This is a genomic window from Roseivirga sp. AWQ4_251 (assembly GCF_056158225.1).
The window spans coordinates 1,162,942-1,180,846 of the sequence record NZ_JBSWSW010000001.1 but is presented as its reverse complement, the minus strand read 5'-3'; the positions used below and the strand labels follow the sequence as shown (position 1 = coordinate 1,180,846).

General features: G+C 38.6%; 15 protein-coding genes. 10 read left to right on the top strand and 5 right to left on the bottom strand.

The window, feature by feature from the left end:
• Positions 1-173: 173 nt before the first annotated feature.
• Positions 174-872 (top strand): SOS response-associated peptidase, encoded by a 699-nt coding sequence (locus ACXACJ_RS05305; RefSeq protein ID WP_475133232.1) that lies wholly within the window; start codon positions 174-176, stop codon positions 870-872.
• On the opposite strand, the gene ACXACJ_RS05300 is transcribed toward ACXACJ_RS05305, so the two are convergent.
• Entirely contained in the window at positions 869-1,615 is a 747-nt protein-coding gene (locus ACXACJ_RS05300; RefSeq protein ID WP_475133231.1) for a DUF6503 family protein, read from the bottom strand. The genes ACXACJ_RS05305 and ACXACJ_RS05300 overlap by 4 nt on opposite strands.
• Before the next feature lie 211 nt (positions 1,616-1,826).
• On the opposite strand from ACXACJ_RS05300, the gene ACXACJ_RS05295 reads away from it, so the two are divergent.
• From ACXACJ_RS05295 to ACXACJ_RS05285, 3 genes are read left to right on the top strand one after another with little or no spacing between them, the layout of a single operon-like run.
• On the top strand, positions 1,827-2,825 hold the full coding sequence (locus ACXACJ_RS05295; RefSeq protein ID WP_475133230.1) for a 3-oxoacyl-ACP synthase III family protein: 999 nt from the start codon (positions 1,827-1,829) through the stop codon (positions 2,823-2,825).
• 3 nt (positions 2,826-2,828) lie between these two features.
• Positions 2,829-3,434: a hypothetical protein gene (locus tag ACXACJ_RS05290; protein WP_475133229.1), complete on the top strand. Its 606-nt coding sequence runs from the start codon at positions 2,829-2,831 to the stop codon at positions 3,432-3,434.
• A 40-nt stretch (positions 3,435-3,474) separates the two neighbouring features.
• Positions 3,475-5,031 carry a toxin-antitoxin system YwqK family antitoxin gene (locus tag ACXACJ_RS05285; RefSeq protein ID WP_475133228.1) on the top strand — a complete coding sequence of 519 codons (1,557 nt, stop codon included), beginning with the start codon at positions 3,475-3,477 and terminating at the stop codon, positions 5,029-5,031.
• On the opposite strand, the gene ACXACJ_RS05280 is transcribed toward ACXACJ_RS05285, so the two are convergent.
• A complete protein-coding gene (locus ACXACJ_RS05280; RefSeq protein WP_475133227.1) occupies positions 5,028-5,948 on the bottom strand; it encodes an alpha/beta fold hydrolase in 921 nt (306 codons plus the stop codon). The two genes, ACXACJ_RS05285 and ACXACJ_RS05280, sit on opposite strands and share 4 nt — an antisense overlap.
• A gap of 72 nt (positions 5,949-6,020) precedes the next feature.
• Positions 6,021-8,183: a glutamine synthetase III family protein gene (locus ACXACJ_RS05275; RefSeq protein ID WP_475133226.1), complete on the bottom strand. Its 2,163-nt coding sequence runs from the start codon at positions 8,181-8,183 to the stop codon at positions 6,021-6,023.
• A 234-nt stretch (positions 8,184-8,417) separates the two neighbouring features.
• On the opposite strand from ACXACJ_RS05275, the gene mtaB reads away from it, so the two are divergent.
• The gene (mtaB, locus tag ACXACJ_RS05270; RefSeq protein WP_475133225.1) at positions 8,418-9,737 is read left to right on the top strand and encodes a tRNA (N(6)-L-threonylcarbamoyladenosine(37)-C(2))-methylthiotransferase MtaB; all 1,320 of its coding nucleotides are present in this window, start codon (positions 8,418-8,420) and stop codon (positions 9,735-9,737) included.
• A 125-nt stretch (positions 9,738-9,862) separates the two neighbouring features.
• On the opposite strand, the gene ACXACJ_RS05265 is transcribed toward mtaB, so the two are convergent.
• Positions 9,863-12,424 (bottom strand): M14 family metallopeptidase, encoded by a 2,562-nt coding sequence (locus tag ACXACJ_RS05265; RefSeq protein WP_475133224.1) that lies wholly within the window; start codon positions 12,422-12,424, stop codon positions 9,863-9,865.
• A gap of 389 nt (positions 12,425-12,813) precedes the next feature.
• On the opposite strand from ACXACJ_RS05265, the gene ACXACJ_RS05260 reads away from it, so the two are divergent.
• Positions 12,814-15,132: a hypothetical protein gene (locus ACXACJ_RS05260; protein WP_475133223.1), complete on the top strand. Its 2,319-nt coding sequence runs from the start codon at positions 12,814-12,816 to the stop codon at positions 15,130-15,132.
• 123 nt (positions 15,133-15,255) lie between these two features.
• Entirely contained in the window at positions 15,256-15,720 is a 465-nt protein-coding gene (locus ACXACJ_RS05255) for a type II secretion system protein GspG (RefSeq protein ID WP_475133222.1), read from the top strand.
• A 34-nt stretch (positions 15,721-15,754) separates the two neighbouring features.
• Here the strand turns inward: ACXACJ_RS05255 and ACXACJ_RS05250 are convergent, their stop codons facing one another.
• Entirely contained in the window at positions 15,755-15,955 is a 201-nt protein-coding gene (locus tag ACXACJ_RS05250) for a LytTR family transcriptional regulator DNA-binding domain-containing protein (protein WP_475135074.1), read from the bottom strand.
• A 232-nt stretch (positions 15,956-16,187) separates the two neighbouring features.
• Here ACXACJ_RS05250 and ACXACJ_RS05245 point away from each other — a divergent pair, with 232 nt between their 5' ends.
• The 3 genes from ACXACJ_RS05245 to ACXACJ_RS05235 are packed head-to-tail and all read left to right on the top strand — an operon-like array spanning position 16,188 to position 17,671.
• Entirely contained in the window at positions 16,188-17,105 is a 918-nt protein-coding gene (locus ACXACJ_RS05245; protein ID WP_475133221.1) for an AraC family transcriptional regulator, read from the top strand.
• Positions 17,106-17,144: 39 nt separating this feature from the next.
• Entirely contained in the window at positions 17,145-17,435 is a 291-nt protein-coding gene (locus ACXACJ_RS05240; protein WP_475133220.1) for a hypothetical protein, read from the top strand.
• Positions 17,436-17,437: 2 nt separating this feature from the next.
• Positions 17,438-17,671 carry a hypothetical protein gene (locus tag ACXACJ_RS05235; protein WP_475133219.1) on the top strand — a complete coding sequence of 78 codons (234 nt, stop codon included), beginning with the start codon at positions 17,438-17,440 and terminating at the stop codon, positions 17,669-17,671.
• Positions 17,672-17,905 lie beyond the last annotated feature (234 nt).

The following is a 17,905-nucleotide window of genomic DNA, read 5'->3' as shown; positions in this document are numbered from 1 at the left end:
GTTTTAAATCAACCGATATTCAAATAAATAGAACACCTATTCCAAGGGCTTTTCAACGTTGATTTATAAATTGCTAAAGTTCAATGCAATGTTCTTTGAACCATAGCCCAACGCTAAAGGTTCGATCAATTAGCATTATTAAAGCTCAACGCTTAACTTTCTGAAAACTTTTTATGGCATCCAGCTATTCTATTGCGTGTTCTCCGGAGTCAATTGAGGCTTATTTCAATGTGGAAGTGACCCATAATTTCCATAAACGGTATAATGCAGCCCCTACCCAATTGCTGCCTATCATTACCGCTGAAAACCCTGATGGACTTTCTTTTTTTTACTGGGGAATCAACCCTTCTTTCACCAAAAAGAAAAGTATTAGCGAAAAACTGATTTACGCTCCAAAAGATCAGCTATTGGACAAGGCTAGTTTAAAAAAGAATTTGAAAACACAACGTTGTGTGATTATTGCCGATGGCTTTTACGCTTGGAAAAGCATTTCGAAAAAAGAGCGCGTGCCTTACCGATTTCATTTAGCTGATCAATCTCCTTTTGGCATTGCTGGGCTTTGGGATGAGTTTGAAAATGAGAATGGAGAAACGGTTCATACATTTATGATGATAACTACAGAAGCCAATGCCGATGTTGCCGACATCACGAATAGAATGCCCGCTATATTGAATTCCGATTTGATGAACGAATGGCTCAATGAGTTGAATACAGAAGAAAGCATGCTGGACCTTCTTTCTCCTTTCAAGGAAAAAACAATGGATCGATATACAGTAACACCAAGAATTGAAGATGGGAATTACGATAGCCCAGATATTCTGAAAAGAGTACCTCCGGCTAATCAATTCGGAAGTTTCACTCTATTTGGCTAGTTAAGCTTTCTCACTTTTACATTTTCCAGGTTGATTTCTGAAATCTCCCTCAACTGGTTTGTTTTAAAGGCATAATCCAGCTCCTGTGCTGGGTAATCCCTATCAATAGTATAATTGATATAATCCTGGAATCGGTAACCTTCAATTTCACGAGGATTATAAGCCTTTCTAAACCTTACCCCTCCACCATTTATATTGAAACTGTAGGCTAAATAGTCGATGGTGAAGTTTTTCTGGTGAATCCAGTAAACAAAAACATCTTCAAAATCTTTGCCTCCCCCATTTTTACCGTAAGTGATTTCCACCTTATAATAAGGTTCTCCATCAATTTCGATGGAAGGCATGAGTTGAGTGCTCATAGCTTCCTTATTCAAACCATAAGGCAAAAGCGCAAAATAGATCACGGAACGTGTATCATCGGCCGACCACAAGCTTTCCGGAGTGTGTTGCACAATCTGATTGTTTACCTTTCGGCTAAAGCTGTCTTTGCTGATTACATCCTCAACTAGGTCAGCGCCTTCGTGTAAAGTTCGGGAATATGTATCGCCTTGATTTGTGATTTGAGCCGTAAAATGCTTTTCTCGGAAGTCGAATTCCACTTCAAACTGTTGGCCAGGTTTAAAGCCATGCCTTTCAACGGCCTTTCTTAAAATTTCCTTAGCAGCAGGATCATTAACTCCACAGCTAGTACACGCCATAAAAAGCAAAAGTGCAATCAAGCCATTTGGATTAACTCTAGTCATTTTCCTCATTTCAATTCTTCCGTAACAATTACGCTTATTCGCATAAATTGTTTCCTGCATTATTCGGTTAGGTGAATAAGCCCCCATCTTCCAATTTTGACAACAAAGTCTGTGATGAATGGCAGATTTTTGCTTTTGACCTCTCAGATTACGCAAACGATTTCTTACTAAAGGATATTTAATTAATTTGTCGGTTCAAACATCAGCAGATATGAAGAGTTCGCGAATTGTAGGTTTGGGGCATTATGTTCCTGAAAACGTGGTGAAGAATCAGGATTTGGAACAAATCATGGACACCAACAACGAATGGATTGTTGAGCGTACCGGAATTGAAGAGAGAAGATGGTTTAATCCTGAGAAGGACACCGTTTCCAACATGGCGACCAAAGCCGCAAAAATGGCTTTAGAGCGATCGGGCACCGATGTTAAAGAGGTAGATTTTATTGTGTTCGCCACCATAACCCCAGATTACTTCTTCCCAGGCTCAGGAGTTTTGATGCAAAGGGAACTCGGATTACAAGGAATTGGCGCTTTGGACATTCGCAATGCTTGTAGCGGCTTTATTTATGGATTATCTGTAGCCGATCAATTTATAAAAACTGGCATGTACAAAACGATTTTAGTGGTTGGGGCCGAAATTCAATCTTCTGCTATTGATAAGTCAACTGCTGGTCGTTCAAGCGCAGTTATCTTTGCTGATGGCGCAGGAGCTGCGGTTTTAAAGGCTTCTGACGATACAAAAACAGGCATTCTTTCTACACATCTTCATGCAGATGGTGATTATGCCGAAGAACTTTATGTAAAAGATCCGGGAAGCAGTAGAAGCGTTAGACTTTCTCATGAACTGATTGACGGCACTACTTTCAATCTAACCATGAATGGAAATGCCGTATTCAAACATGCAGTGGTTCGTTTCAGCGAAGTCATTCAGGAAGCACTAGAAGCGAATAATCTTTCCGCCACAGATATCGATCTTTTGGTTCCTCATCAAGCCAATTTAAGAATTAGCAACTTTGTACAAAAACAGCTGAATTTACCTGAAGAAAAAATCTTCAACAATATTATGTATTACGGTAATACCACAGCCGCATCTATTCCTATTGCGCTGAGTGAGGCCTGGGAAAAAGGAAAAATCAACGAAGGTGATTTAGTTTGTTTAGCCGCCTTTGGCAGCGGTTTTACTTGGGCTTCTGCATTGATTCGTTGGTAATTAATGGCTCAAAACTTTTCCTTTTCTGATCAAGAACTTGATCTCCTCAATGATCAAGCTTTCTTACTCACTAAACAGAAACTCGATTTAAAAATGGAGCAATGGCTGATTGATTATCAGAAAGCTCTACTTCCATTTTTCGAATCGCAGCAACATAAAATACCTCAAGTCAATAATTGGCTGCCAAATAAAATCAATAAGGGGCAAAATTATAATGGCCTCCCCTATTGGGTTGTAGATTTCCCTAGTGTCTTTAAAGGGCAACACTTTTTCACTTTCCGAACAGTAGTGTGGTGGGGCAATTTTATTTCCTGCAATTTTATCGCTCAAGGAAGCTTTTTTCAAACTATTCAGTTCGAACCTTTACAACTTTTAAACTCCTCTGTTTTTTTCTGCGTAAGCCCTACACCATGGCGCTTAGAGTTTGAACCAAATAATTTGATAGCTGTTAATTCAGAGAACATGGATGCTATTAAACATCATATGTCAAATGCTGAATTCTTAAAACTTTCTACCCGAATAGAACTAAACGACATTAAGAATTTACCAGATTTGGGTCAAGAAAGTTTTGAGACGATACTCTCAGCCTGTGATTGGCGTAATATTTGATTGCAACATGCCCAGTAATTTTAACCTGAAACAGAATTTTATGCGTTCAGCCTCGAGCTTCCGTCTTCTCAATAAATGCTATTCTATTTTTATTTTATTGATCACATTTGGCGTTTCGGCTTTCTCCCAAGAACAATACGATCTGGTTTTCCCTTCAAATGACACTACGCTTTTAACAGTACATGAAGAACCTTTAAAGGGTGGAAAACGCATGGGGCTATGGACCATGTTCAATGCTGATAGCACTGTTTTTCAGAAAGGGAATTACATTAATGGAGAGCGAACAGGCTTCTGGATGGTGTTTATTGATAGAATGGAAAAAGCCAGAATGCAGTATAAAGACAACATTTTGAATGGCAGTTACATTCTATTTCACGATTCAGGCCGGCCTAGCGTAAACACCAATTTCGAAAACGGAAAACTTAATGGCAATTGGACTTCCTATCATGAAAATGGAAATATTTTTGAAAGAGGAAAGTTTGAGAATGGTCAAAAAGAAGGCACATGGGAAACCTATTACGATGGCGTTCACCTTCAACTTAAAACTCAATATAAAGAAGGGGAACTAAACGGGAGATTTCAACAATATGATCCCTTTGGTCAATTGATGATAGAAACCAATTATAAAGAAGGACTTTTAAACGGGGCATGGACTAAATATGATGGAGAGTTTGTAACCGAAAAAGGCCAGTTCGTAATGGGAGAACGCGATGGAGAATGGCTTTATTACGAATTTTCTGACAGCAGACCTTCTATTAAGGAATACTACGAGAATGGAAAAAAGACAGGCACTTGGTATACCTACGATGTTGACGGTAGAAAGCTAAGCGAAATCACTTATGTAGACGATAAACCTGTGGGCGCTGAAAGGTCTTGGTTTAGCAACAGACAACTTGAATCAGAAACTTTCTACAGACTGGGGTTAAAAGATTCCACATTCACAGCTTGGTATCCTAATGGTGTGAAATCCGAAACCGGAGAGTATGATTTAGGTGCTAAAACTGGTGTTTGGAAGTTCTTCCACGACAATGGAATGATTCAAGAATTCGGAAGCTATGAAAACGACAACAGAGTTGGCAATTGGAAAAGCTTTAATCGATCTGGAAAACTCATTGCAGAAGGCAACTACAGACTTGGAGAACAACATGGCCAGTGGTTCAATTATTATGATAATGGAAAGCTATCTTCCATCGGGAGTTATGTAGCAGGCGAAAAAGATGGGCTTTGGGGTTACTTTCATGAAGATGGTTCTACCATGCTTGAAGAAACTTGGAACAAAGGAAAACTCCTGAGTTTAACCGCATTTAAAGATGAAGACGGAAACGAACATAGTAGTGGCACATTGAAAAATGGCATTGGCGTAAAAATCAGTTACTATGCAGATGGTACCAAATTTTCTGAAGGTCCTTATCAAAAAGGAATGCCCAACGGAAGCTGGACTTTCTTTGATGAAAAAGGCCGAAAGCTCACTTCTGGAACTTTAGTAGAGGGCATCAAACAAGGCATTTGGCTGGTGTACTCTAAAAGCGGAAGTTTGATTCGACAAGAAACCTATAAAGATGGAGAATTAGCCGAGCCTCAGAATTCTACTTTCTAATGCTTTATACCAAAACTGGCTATCGTTAAAGAATCCTTCTGGACTACCTTCAACATTTTCTGAACAGATTCAACTACCAAAGGATATTCATTCCAGGGAAGGAAATGGTTTTGCCCTTCCAACATGATAATTTCATGAGGAGCATTAACCAAAACACTATCCGCAAAAGGACCGTTTCCCGGATTTACCAAATCATCGGCTTCACCCTGAATCACAATGGTTGGAGCTTTAACTCCTGACCAAAGCGGAAGCATTTCATCAAGTTCTTCCTCTAAAAAAATCAGCTCTTCATTTGAAACCCTGAAGACTTTCGGGACTATACCTTCAATGATAGGCCAACGCATTGGCACTCTAAACCAATCTTCTTCGGGCTCTAATTGCGGAGCCAAAGCTGGCGCTAAAAGCACCATGCCATCAACCAAATCAGGGCGATCCATTGCCATTCTGGCTACGATAGGCCCACCTAATGAATGACCTACCAAAATTCTAGGTGCTGGATATTTTTCGAGCATCGGAGCCATTAGCTCTACTTGTCGAGCTAATGAAGCCACAGGCTTTCCATAGCTGGACTTACCAAAACCTGGTCGGTCTGGAGATAGAATCACTGCATCATCGTACAAAGTACTGTCCGTAAAGTATTGAATAAAAGCATCCCAACTGCCGGGAGTTCCGTGGATAAAACAGATAGTAGCTGGTTGATTTAAGTCCAACACTTCATAATGCATTTGGTAATCGCCTACCTTATATGTTACACTTTCTGGCTTTTCTGCTTTCTCTTCGAAGTACGAACGCACCTCCTTATCGCTCATGGAGAAGCTGATGCAGCCGCTCACGAATTGAGAAAGCACCACAATAAGAATGACGCTGGATAAACAGCCAATTTTAATTCGCTTGGGCCACTTTGATTTTTTGGACATATCGAAAGAAACTTAAAACAAAAAAACCACTCCTTAAAAGAAGTGGTTTTAAAATTCGTCAAAATACTGACTTTATCTCAAGAAAAGCATTTCTCTATATTTCAATAGTGGCCATTCTTCATCGTCCACCAACAATTCTAATTTATCAACAGAAGTACGAATTGTATCGAAGTACTTCATTTTAATTCTATCGCAGTAAGCAATTGCTCTATCCCTAGATTCTTCAATCTCATTCACTTCTCCCCTTTCAGCGTTCATGGCTGTAACTTGAGACTGAACAGTAGCAATATGACCGTTGATTTTTTCAATTACCGCCAAAACGTGACCGTTATCGATACCTAAACTAGCAAGTTTAGTAGCGTTGTCGATCAATTTGCTTTGGTAACGAATAGCCGCTGGCAAAATCATGTTTAGAGCGATTTCTCCGATCAAACGTGCTTCGATCTGCAATTTCAAAATGTAGTTTTCCAATTGGATTTCATTTCTGGCTTCCAATTCAACTTCATTCATTACACCAAACTCTTCGAAGATTGAGATAGACTGTTTAGTAACGTAAGCATCTAAAGCTCTCGCAGTATCTTTTACGTTTGGCAAACCTCTTTTCTCTGCTTCTTCAGCCCACTCTTGAGAGTAACCATCACCTTCAAAACGTACTGCTTTTGATTCTTTGATGTAGTCTCTCAATACCTTAACGATTGCAATTTTCTTGTCTTCGCCACCAGAAGTAAGTTTGTTTACTTCAGCATAGAATTCTTTCAATTGCTTAGCTACAATAAGGTTAAGCACAGTCATTGGCTCAGCAACGTTTTGATCAGAACCTACAGCTCTGAATTCGAACTTGTTACCAGTGAAAGCGAAAGGAGAAGTTCTGTTTCTATCAGTATTATCAAGTATAATCTGAGGGATTTTATCAATACCCAACTTCATATACATGTTCTCGCCCTTATCTACTTTAATGTTACCGTTGCTTTCTAGTTCATCTAAAACTGCAGTTAATTCTGAACCTAAGAAAACAGACATGATAGCCGGAGGAGCCTCATTAGCACCTAATCTGTGGTCGTTACCAGCAGAAGCAATACTTGCTCTTAACAAACCAGAATTCTGGTGAATCGCCTTGATCGTAGTCACCAAGAAAGTAAGGAACTGAAGATTTTCTCTAGCACTAGAGCTTGGTTGGAAAACATTTACACCTGTGTTGGTTATCAACGACCAGTTGTTGTGTTTACCAGATCCGTTCAATCCAGCGAAAGGTTTTTCATGGAAAAGAACTTTCAAATCATGTCTTTCAGCCACTCTGTCCATCACATCCATCATCAATGAATTGTGGTCAGTAGCAACGTTGATATCTTCGAAAATTGGAGCTACCTCGAACTGAGCAGGCGCTACCTCATTGTGACGAGTAGATACAGGAATACCCAACTTCAAACACTCGATTTCGAAATCCTTCATAAAATTGTATACACGGCTAGGAATCGAACCGAAGTAGTGATCGTCCAACTGCTGACCTCTTGCTGGGTGGTGACCGAAAACGGTTCTACCACTCATTACCAAATCAGGTCTTGCGTTGAATAAAGCTTTATCTACTACAAAATATTCTTGCTCGCAACCCAATGAAGCATTCACTCTGGTTACGTTTCTATCGAACAACTGACAAACTTTAGTAGCCGCTTTGTCTACAGCCTCAACAGCTTTCAACAATGGCACTTTGTGGTCAAGCGCTTCTCCAGTATAAGAAACGAAAATGGTAGGAATACAAAGTGTTCTACCCCAAATAAAAATCGGTGAACTTGGGTCCCAAGCCGTATATCCTCTAGCTTCGAAAGTACTTCTGATACCTCCGTTAGGGAAAGAAGATGCATCTGGCTCTTGTTGGATCAAAGCACTTCCTTTGAAAACCTCAATGCCTTTGTGTGCATCAAAGAATGAATCATGTTTTTCAGCAGTAGCCCCTGTTAATGGCTGGAACCAGTGCGTATAGTGAGTTGTACCTTTGCCTAAAGCCCAGGTTTTAACTGCAGAAGCTACTTCGTTAGCAGTTTCTACATCGATTTTTTTGCCTTTTTTGATGGCTGATTCAACTTTCTTGAAAGTATCAGGAGCCAAGGTGGCTCTCATCTTGTCAAGAGTGAAAACATCATCTGCAAAGAAATCTGAAATTTTGTCCGCTGGGGCAAAAACACGCTCCGTAGTTCTTGTTTGAACGATATTGAGCGCACGCTGACGTTGATTCGACATGTCTTTTGATAAGTTGGTTTAAATTTCATTTCAAAATTAGCACAATTACAGAAAGTACAGTCAAATCAGACCATTTTTTATACGCCAAAAAGAAGAATTACAGAAATCGATTCAAAATTTGGTCAAAAAACGAACTTTTCGCGCGAAATTCTGAAATACACCAAGTTTCAGGACTTCGCCCCAAGCCATTTTTTTTCTGTTTCACACTGAATATCATTACCTTTGCAGGCCAAAATGAAAAAAGTCGCATTCTATACCCTCGGTTGTAAACTGAACTTCTCAGAAACTTCTACCATTTCCCGTCAATTTGAGGAAAAGGGGTATAAGAAAGTGGGCTTTTCTGAAACTCCCGACATTTTTATCATCAATACATGTTCGGTTACCGAAAACGCGGATAAAAAGTGTGCGAAGATTGTTCGCGAAGCCCAAAACGTGAACCCCAATGGTTATGTAGCCATTATTGGTTGTTATGCGCAACTTAAGCCAAAAGAAATATCAGAAATCCCGGGAGTAGATGCTGTTTTGGGAGCTGCTGAAAAATTCAGGTTGATTGAATTGCTGGATGGCTTTGTTAAACCTGAAAACGCTCAGGTTCTGGCTTCTGAAATCAAAGAAGCCACCACATTCAACAACGCCTACTCTATTAATGACAGAACACGGACTTTCTTAAAAGTTCAAGACGGCTGTAATTATCATTGTGCATTCTGTACCATTCCTTTAGCTCGCGGCAAAAGCCGTAGCGACAGTACTGAAAGCATCATCAAATCGGCTAAAGAAATTGCCGCTACCGATGTTAAAGAGGTTGTTTTAACTGGCGTAAATATTGGCGATTTCGGCATTCAAGATGGCAAAAGAGCCGAAAGGTTTGTTGATCTGGTAAAAGAAATTGATCAGGTTGAAGGCATTGAAAGAATTAGAATTTCTTCCATAGAACCCAACCTGCTCACCAACGAGATTATTGAGTACGTTTCTCAATCGAAGAGATTTGTACCTCATTTTCATATTCCATTACAATCGGGCAACAATAAGATTCTTCGAAAAATGAGAAGAAGGTATTTGCGCGAACTTTATGAAGATCGTGTGAATAAAATCAAGCAGTTGATGCCTAATTGCTGTATTGGCGTGGATGTAATTGTAGGTTTTCCGGGCGAAACTCATGAGGATTTTCTTGACACCTACAACTTCCTTAATGGCTTAGACATTTCTTATTTACACGTTTTCACTTATTCTGAAAGGGCAAATACGGCTGCACCAGAAATGGAAGGCCGAGTTTCTTTGAAAGAAAGAAAAGAGCGTTCTAAAATGCTGAGAATTCTTTCCGAGAAAAAGAAGCAACAGTTTTACAGAGAGAATTTGGGTAAAACGGCCACTGTGCTTTTTGAAGACGATGTTGAAGACGGCATGATGCATGGCTTCACCGAAAATTACGTGCGAGTTTCTGCTAAATACGACCCCATGTTGATTAACGAATTGAAAACAGTTCAATTAAGGGAAATCAACGAAAAAGGCACTGTAGATGTAGATGAACCAGAAATGGTTTTTGAAACACATTAATTCGCGACTGAAAAGCTACTTCAGAATCTCTTTCTGAGCAGTTGATTTTCAATCAAACTTCCCTGAAAAACAAAACCCTGCCTATTTGAATAAGCAGGGTTCCATATTTAATTAAAGTAAGCTTCTTATTTCTTATTCAGTTTGATCGGGTTCTTTTGAGCTCCCTGATAAATTGAATTGAAAATCAGTTTGTAAGTTCCTCTTGGCTGGCCTCTAAACTGAGGACTGAATCCAAACATCACCAAATTTCCTCCGCCATAATTTACGTTCAACATTGCAGAAGTATTGGCCAAGTATTTTTCTTCGCCCAAAGCCCAACCACTCATCAATACATCGTCTGATGCATATTTGGCTATTTCGGTAATACCTTCCGCACCATCGTTAATTTTGAAGGCGCTACTGTTATCAAAAGAAGCAGCAACTTGGCTTTGCATACCAAAAGCAACAGGATTGTCGGTATGAATATCCGTTCTCACCAATGAACCTGGAATAAAGAAGTCTGTAGACTTCAGCCCGCTTAAAACATTGGTTACAGGCAAGTTAAATTCTTCGATCGCGAAATCACTAGCACCATCGAAGAAGAGAATTGTACCTCCACCTTTTGCATAAGCATCTAGCGCAGCCACACCTTCTTTTTCTACACCGCCTACAAATCTCTCTGGTGCTCTGCCTTCTCTATTTCCGCTAAGAATACTTCTTGGGCGTTGGTTAGGAATAATGATGGCGCTGTATTGAGAAAGGTCTCCTTTTTGAATGTCGTTGTTGTGCAAAGTATCCAAATCGAACTCGAATTGTTCAAGCATCCATCTTGTCCAACCTTCGTCCATATTGGCTTGCCACGACTTATAAATACCAACTTTCACTTTCTTAAGCTCAGCTAGTTCCGAAGAAGGCTTTTTCTCCACACCTTGGAAATCAAGGCCCAATTCGTTGCTCAAAGTGCTCAACTCTTTAGCCAAACCTCTTTTGCTTTTTACTACAGCCGAACCCGCTTTCAAATCACCTTCGTCTGACTGAAGAATGCTAACCGTATAACCTGCTTTCTGAAGTCGGTTAATCGCTGTTGCGCTTAGGTTATCGTGGTTAGAGAACGCAAAGCCATACTTGCCATTCCCCGCAACTGAACCTACTTCTGGTTTCAGTTTTTCAGTGATTTCTTCAGCTGAAGCATTGAACTTCGCAGTCACTCTATCTACAGTTACTCCCATTTGCATTGGCAAAGTCCAACCGGCCAAATCATAAGGAGGCTGTGGCGGCCCGCCAGGATAAAGGAATTGATCAGGATATTCCTGAGGCTCCATTAAATCGGCCAAGAAAGGACGAAAAGCTTGACTTCCGTAGAAAATGATAGAACCCGCTTCGTAGCTTTTTCCATTTACCGAAAAATCAGCCGTTGCCTTATGAGCTTCTACCCCACCCTGCATTAAAATGTTGGTTAGGTTCATCGCTTCACTTGGGTTCCACTGGTCTTTAGGGATCACATAAGCAAAAGCTCCGTTTTGATCTTCTATCGCATCGCGGCCCATGCTATATATATTATATAGAAACTCTTCTTTCTTTTCAGCGGCCAAATCTAAAACCGCCATAGAAGCTTCAATCATATAATCAATAGCCATTCTGAAACGCATGGTTCCGCCTTTCCATGGATATGGATAGAAAATCTCGGTAGAATTAGCTCTTTTTCCTCCTACGAATTCAGGCATTTTTTCAGGATCGTATTCTGTTGGCGTTGGGGTTGGCTGAGCCGTTTCTGTTAAAATACCAATTTGGTTATGGTAGTAAGGTGCGGTTCTCATACCGCCATTCCAGAACATACTATAAGAAGTTGTAGCAATAGCACCTGGCATTTTCTTAGCCGCAAATCTGTGTGCCATAGCCGTTCCTACCAAGTTCACTCCGGTAGTTACGCCAGGGTGAATTTTCTGATTTACAGGGCTACGGAAAGGAGGAATGAAAATCATGGCTCCTCTTGGCGCAGTTTGGTGGTGATTGTGAACAATTTGTGGGTACCACTGGCTGTAAAGCACTGTAGTTACCGCCTTGGTTTCAGGCATATTGTTCATAAACCAATCGCGGTTGTTATCGTGGCCTACGTATTTCTGATACAAAATCGGAGGACTTGAACTTTCGTATGGTGTTCCCAAAGTTTTGCGATACCAATCTACCACAATGTCCACACCGTCAGGGTTGATTACAGGCACAACAAGTGTAATCACATTCTCCCTTATATTTCTCATTTCGTCCGACTCTTCAGCAGCAATGCGCCACATTAGTTCAGAAGTCATTTGAGCGTGGGCTCTTTCTGTAGCGTGCATTCCACCATCGAACCAAACAATCGCTTTTCCTTCTTTCGATAATTTCTGTGCCTCTTCTTCCGTGATTTCAGCCCTAGAAAGTTTCTCGCTAATCTCTCTCCATTTATCCAGTTGCTTCATGTTTTCTTCCGAAGAAATGAAGACCAACTTCATAGGACGACCCATTACGGATTTTCCAATTTCGATCATTTGAACCCGATCGGTAGAAGCTGCAAGCTTATCGTAATACTCCAACATTTGATCGTAGTCGGCCAATTTGTAATCGGCACCGACTTCGAACCCAAATGTTTCGGACGGTTTAGGGATTTGAGCACTAAGGCTCACCGAAACCATGACAAACAAAGCAGTTAGTAGTTTGATTGATTTGTTCATTGTTAAAAATTAAGGTTTGGCTGAATATAATCATTAAGCTTTGGCAGCCCTTCAAGTAATTAGACGACCACTGTATTTTCACAATAAGTGGGAGAATAGTGGTTTGAAGCGATTCTGGAAATGGGCCTTAAATGATAGATGATAGATGATAGATGATAGATGATAGATGATAGGCGAACGGAAATCGCCTTAGCGGGTTGGTTAAACTTTCTGTTTCCGGAAATAACAGTTAAGAATCTACTCTACCACTCATTAAAACATAAGTAATTACTGAAAAAACATGCCAATGCTAATTCAAGTAATAGGTTATTGCGGAAGTTTTTGGCAAATTCCGCATTTATAAAGTCTTAGATTTTATTATTTGTTTAACTCAAATCTAGAAACCAATTTTGAAAACTGAAAAGGAACATATTAAAGTACTAACAACTCTTAGTTTAGCGGCTTCTGACACTCGCAAAGACACACTTACCTCTATTATTATATCGAGTCTTTTTCAAAATCCAACTAGAAGGAAAGACCTGATCAAACAGATTGAAAATCATTTTGACTTTGAACCATATGAATCAGAAGTTTTTTCTTTAATCGATCAGCTTGTCATAGACAACCGAATCGATAATAATTCAGAACTTCTATCACTTTCAGAAGAAGAAAAATCCAGATTTCAGAATCTTGAAACTGAACTTCAAGATAAAGACAAACAGCGATTTCAAAATTTCAAAAATTTTGTCGTTGATGATCTAGAGGAGAAGCTAGAAACATCCCAAATCAAGTTGATATGGAGTGTATTTGTTGAATATCTCTACAATAATTTTTTTGAATTCGGAGAAGAAGCCTTTTATAGATTCCATCCTCATTTAGAAGACAAAGGTAACTCAAATAATGATGTTGACTTTTTCAATGTCGCCTCCAAAAAACTACAAAACAAAGAGCTATTTAGAATCTTCAAGCAGGCTGTTGAAAAGTTCCCAGAATATGCGTCCTCTGATGATATTGATTTTCTAGTTGACTTGGCTCAAAAAACGATATGCTTTTCATCATTAGGAATTGACCCAAAGATTGTTGACGATGGAACAAACCAATCCATCGTGGATTGGGTGCTATACCTTGATACTAATGTTCTCTATTCCATATTGAGTTTGCATTCTCACCCTGAAAACGAGGCATGTATAGCTCTAATGGAACTAATCAAGAGTAATCAAGACAAACTGAAAATAGTCTTGAGATATTCTGAGTTAACAAAAAAAGAGCTCTCCGCTAAGAAGGATGATTTTCAAATGATTGATGAAAAACTTCCAGATTCAGCCATTAGAGCATTGCTCAAGTCTGATGATCTTGATGATTTCTCCCGTCAATATTATGACAACTTAATAAAGGATGGTGATTCAACGCTTCATCCATCAAAAGTCATAGAACTAGGTCCACAGACCATGCTCAAAAAATACAGTATTGACGTTTCAAGGAATAAAAAAAGACTTGAGCAAATTGGCGATGAATATCTGAATGTGAAAATACAGGATTATCGTAGGTTCATTGATGAAAAAAACTTAGTTCGTCAGGAATTCAATGAGAAAAAGGGAACTCACATTAGACCAATATTCAAAAGTGATAAACAAATTACTCATGACATAAGTATCCGAGAATTACTTTTACATCAGCGTGCATCTGTATTGAAGTCTGGTGTTGAGGCATCAATGAGTTCGGTAAAGTATTTTGGACTAACAATTGATTCTCTCTTACTTGATTTTGATTTAAAGCAAGTCAAAGATTATAATGACGAAAATAGTTTTCCTGTTTTTTTTCGGCCGTCATACCTACTAAGCAAGCTTGTTAAGCTGCTTCCAATAAAAACAACCGATTACAAAAAGGCATTTATTAAAGCAGTAACTACAAAAGGGTTTAACAAAGACCCACAGAAATCAAGCGATATTCTGCGTATCGTTAACTATTTAAAGAAGATGGGAATTGATGATGAAATGGTTATTTATAACCTTATTTCAAAAGAACTCTTCCTTGAAACATATACCAAGAAAAAAAAGGAATCTGAATTTGACGAATCTGAATTCATTGAATCAGAACTTAACAAGGAGTTTACGCTAAGAAAAGAAGAACTCGAACAGACGAAAGAGGCATTGAAGGTAAAGGAACAGGAACTTCAAACCACTAATCAAGAAACTAAAAGCATACTTGAACGAGAAACCAATCTTAAGGTCAAAAAGGAACAACTTGAAACAGATTTATATATATATGAAAAATCGATACACAGGTTACAAAAGGATGTCAAGAGATTGGAAAAATCCATAGAACAGTCACCAAACCATCAAAGTCAATTCAATTTTGACGCGGCCTCTGGAAAGAAGGAAACTCAGAAATTAAAAAATAGACTTAAAAAGGAGATTGAGGATAATATAAGAAGATATAAGAAAGGTGAACTAAAGAAATGGCAAAGAAGATTTTGGTATAATTTGTTATGGGCTATTCCAATTACTGGCATTTGTATTTGGATATTATTTTTTAACACGTCAATAAACTTTATAGAAACAAATCAAACAGCCGTCCGAATTACGATTGGCTTTCTAACTCTGATTTTAGATGGCTTGTTTATTAGTCTTTTGAAATCGAGGTTTGATGAGACCAGCAAACAAAAACGAATGGAAAACACCGAAATACCTGAATATCTAGCGAAGGAATTACTTGAATTGGATAACTGACTAAAAAGTAATGAAATCTAGCAAACACTGTCATCCATTTGCAAAGATAGGCGTGGTACTTTTAAAGAAATTTGAAAAGTCCAGCTTACAGGTTTCAGCTTGACGTTACAACCCATTCCATAAATGATCGAAATTATAATCACATCTCTTATTGAATTAGGGATTCTTCGCGCTGACTTTAAACATTATAATAAAGTCAAAAAGCAAGAACAGAAAGATGGAAAGAAGAGAACATTATCTAAATATCTGCTTCAGCCGTCATCGATTGGACTGTTAATTTTTATCCTACTGGCTGTACTAATTTTCCCTCTGTTAATAAGTGGGCTAGCAAAAGGAAAACTGCGAGCCACGACAAACGAAATGCATGAAATCAAAGAAGCTATAGAGGAATGGAGAACTGTTTACAACTTTTATCCTACCGAGCTTAAAGAAATCACAATGGGGAGACCTCTCAGAAATAATTGGTTAATGGATCAATGGGGAGAACCTTACGTTTATCAACCCTTCGAAGGTGATAAAGGCTTTATATTAAAATCATCCGGTCCTGATCAAACTTTTGGAAATTCGGACGACCTGGAAGTAAAGTAAAAATCGCAAACACATAGGCTAGAATCACAACCAATCACTTCCCTCCTAACAAATGATTAATGCTATTTCGGCACGTTTGGCCAATGGGGATCTGATGATCCTTCTGGTAAATTATATTGCCTTGAATAAGCCTAATTTTATCTGTAGATACCAGAAAGGATTTATGAATTCGCAGAAAGTTTTCTTTAGGCAGTAAAGTCTCCAAGGTTGAGATTCTCTCATAGCTTAGGATCATTCCTTCCAAAAAAGGAAAATGCAAAAATCATTTGCGCGGAAGTCATTCAATTTTTGTAAGAACTCAAATATTGACCGAAATCAAGTGAAGTGACTCAAATAGAACCGACACTTTATAAACTTGAGGTATAAGGAATTCAAGCAAAATCAATCCAATCTCTATTGGTACAATAGGTTATTGTGGAAGTTTTTGGCAAATTCAGCAGGTGAACGTTTTGCATAGCATTTGACAAATGACCGGAACAGAAGAACAAATACAAGCAGATTATCGAAATCGTGTCAACCGAGTTTTTGAGTTTATCGATGAAAACTTGGATGCCGACTTATCCTTAAAAACTGTTTCTGAGATTGCTTTTTTTTCACCATTTCATTTCCATAGAGTTTTCAAATTTGTAACGGGCGAAACCTTAAATGAATATGTAACAAGGCGAAAAATCGAGAAATCATCTTTGTATCTGTTACACAAAACAGTAACTACAACGGAATTAGCTCATAAATTTGGATTTAGCGACAACTCTTCTTTTTCACGAACCTTCAGGAAATATTTCGGAGTTAGCCCAACCGAATTTAAAAAGCAAAACCCGAACAGACATAGCAAGATACGTCAACTTGAAAGCAAGAACGGACAAGACTATCCTGAATACGAGAAATACATTTGCATCATTGATAATCTAAAAAGTTGGATAAAAATGAATGCAAACATCGAAATTAAAGAAATGCCTAAAATGGAATTGGCTTACGTGCTGAGTATCGGACCTCAAAATCTCGAAACAGCTTATGGAAAGCTAATGCAATGGGCAACGCCACAAGGTCTGATGAATGGCCAAACAAAAATGGTAACCATATACCACGACAGTTTTAAAGTTACCCAAGCCGATAAGGTAAGAATGAGTGCCTGTATTCTGTTGGACAAACCTACCGAAACCAATGGCGAAATTGGAACCACCTCGATCGAAAAAGGAAAGTGGATCGTTGGTAATTTTGAAATTGGATTAAATGAATTTGAGAAATCTTGGACAGGTTTGTTTTTGTGGATGAACGAAAACGGATATAAAAAATCTGACAGAGAACCCTTTGAGATTTATCATAACAATTTTCATGACCATCCCGAAAGAAAAGCCATCGTGGACTTTTGCATACCCATTGAATGAAAAACGCTGTATTACACCATTGTGGTGCATTTTAAAAAAATGACAGACAAAGTAAAAATCAGAGAACTTCATCAAAGAATTGATGAAGTTCTTTATTACATGTGGGATCCAATCGGAGTATCGGACGAACCTTGTGCAAGAGCGGAATACAATTCTTATACAATGACCGTATTGAAATATGTTTTAAAGGAAGATTTGAATCAAATAGCAAATCAGTTAGGAAAGATAGAGACTGATTTAATGGGTTTAACGTCAAATAAAGACCATAACCTAAAGGTAGCTCAGAGATTGTTGGACTACAAATATGCTGTTGAAGAAGGACTTAAATGAAAATGAAAAACGAAAACAAAGAATTAATAACAAAGAAGGAAGGTTACGAAGCAATGCTATACTGTTTGAAAGCCTATTGGGAAAATAGTGGTTCAAATGACTTAACAGATATATTAAGTGGTGGAGAATATTGGAAAGGAACAGATGAACCAGCAGATTCCGCATTTTGGGAGTATTGGACGGAAGCAATTGAAAAGGTCAAAACAGACGGCCCGATATACAAAGAATTAAAATAAAAACTAAGACAACAACACATACAGCTTTTAACAGGTGGACAGCTCTCCGTAAAGCCTTCGCGCCATGGCCAGCTTTGGTTTCTGTAAGTAAGAAATCCCTCGAAAATAAAAAAAATCTAATAAAAGAACCGAATTCTTCACCTGAAGCCCCCCTACTTATATATCTCCAAACCATTTTTTTAATTCAAATAAGTCATAAAAGCAGAATTTCGAAAACCTACTCTAGAAAGCTTT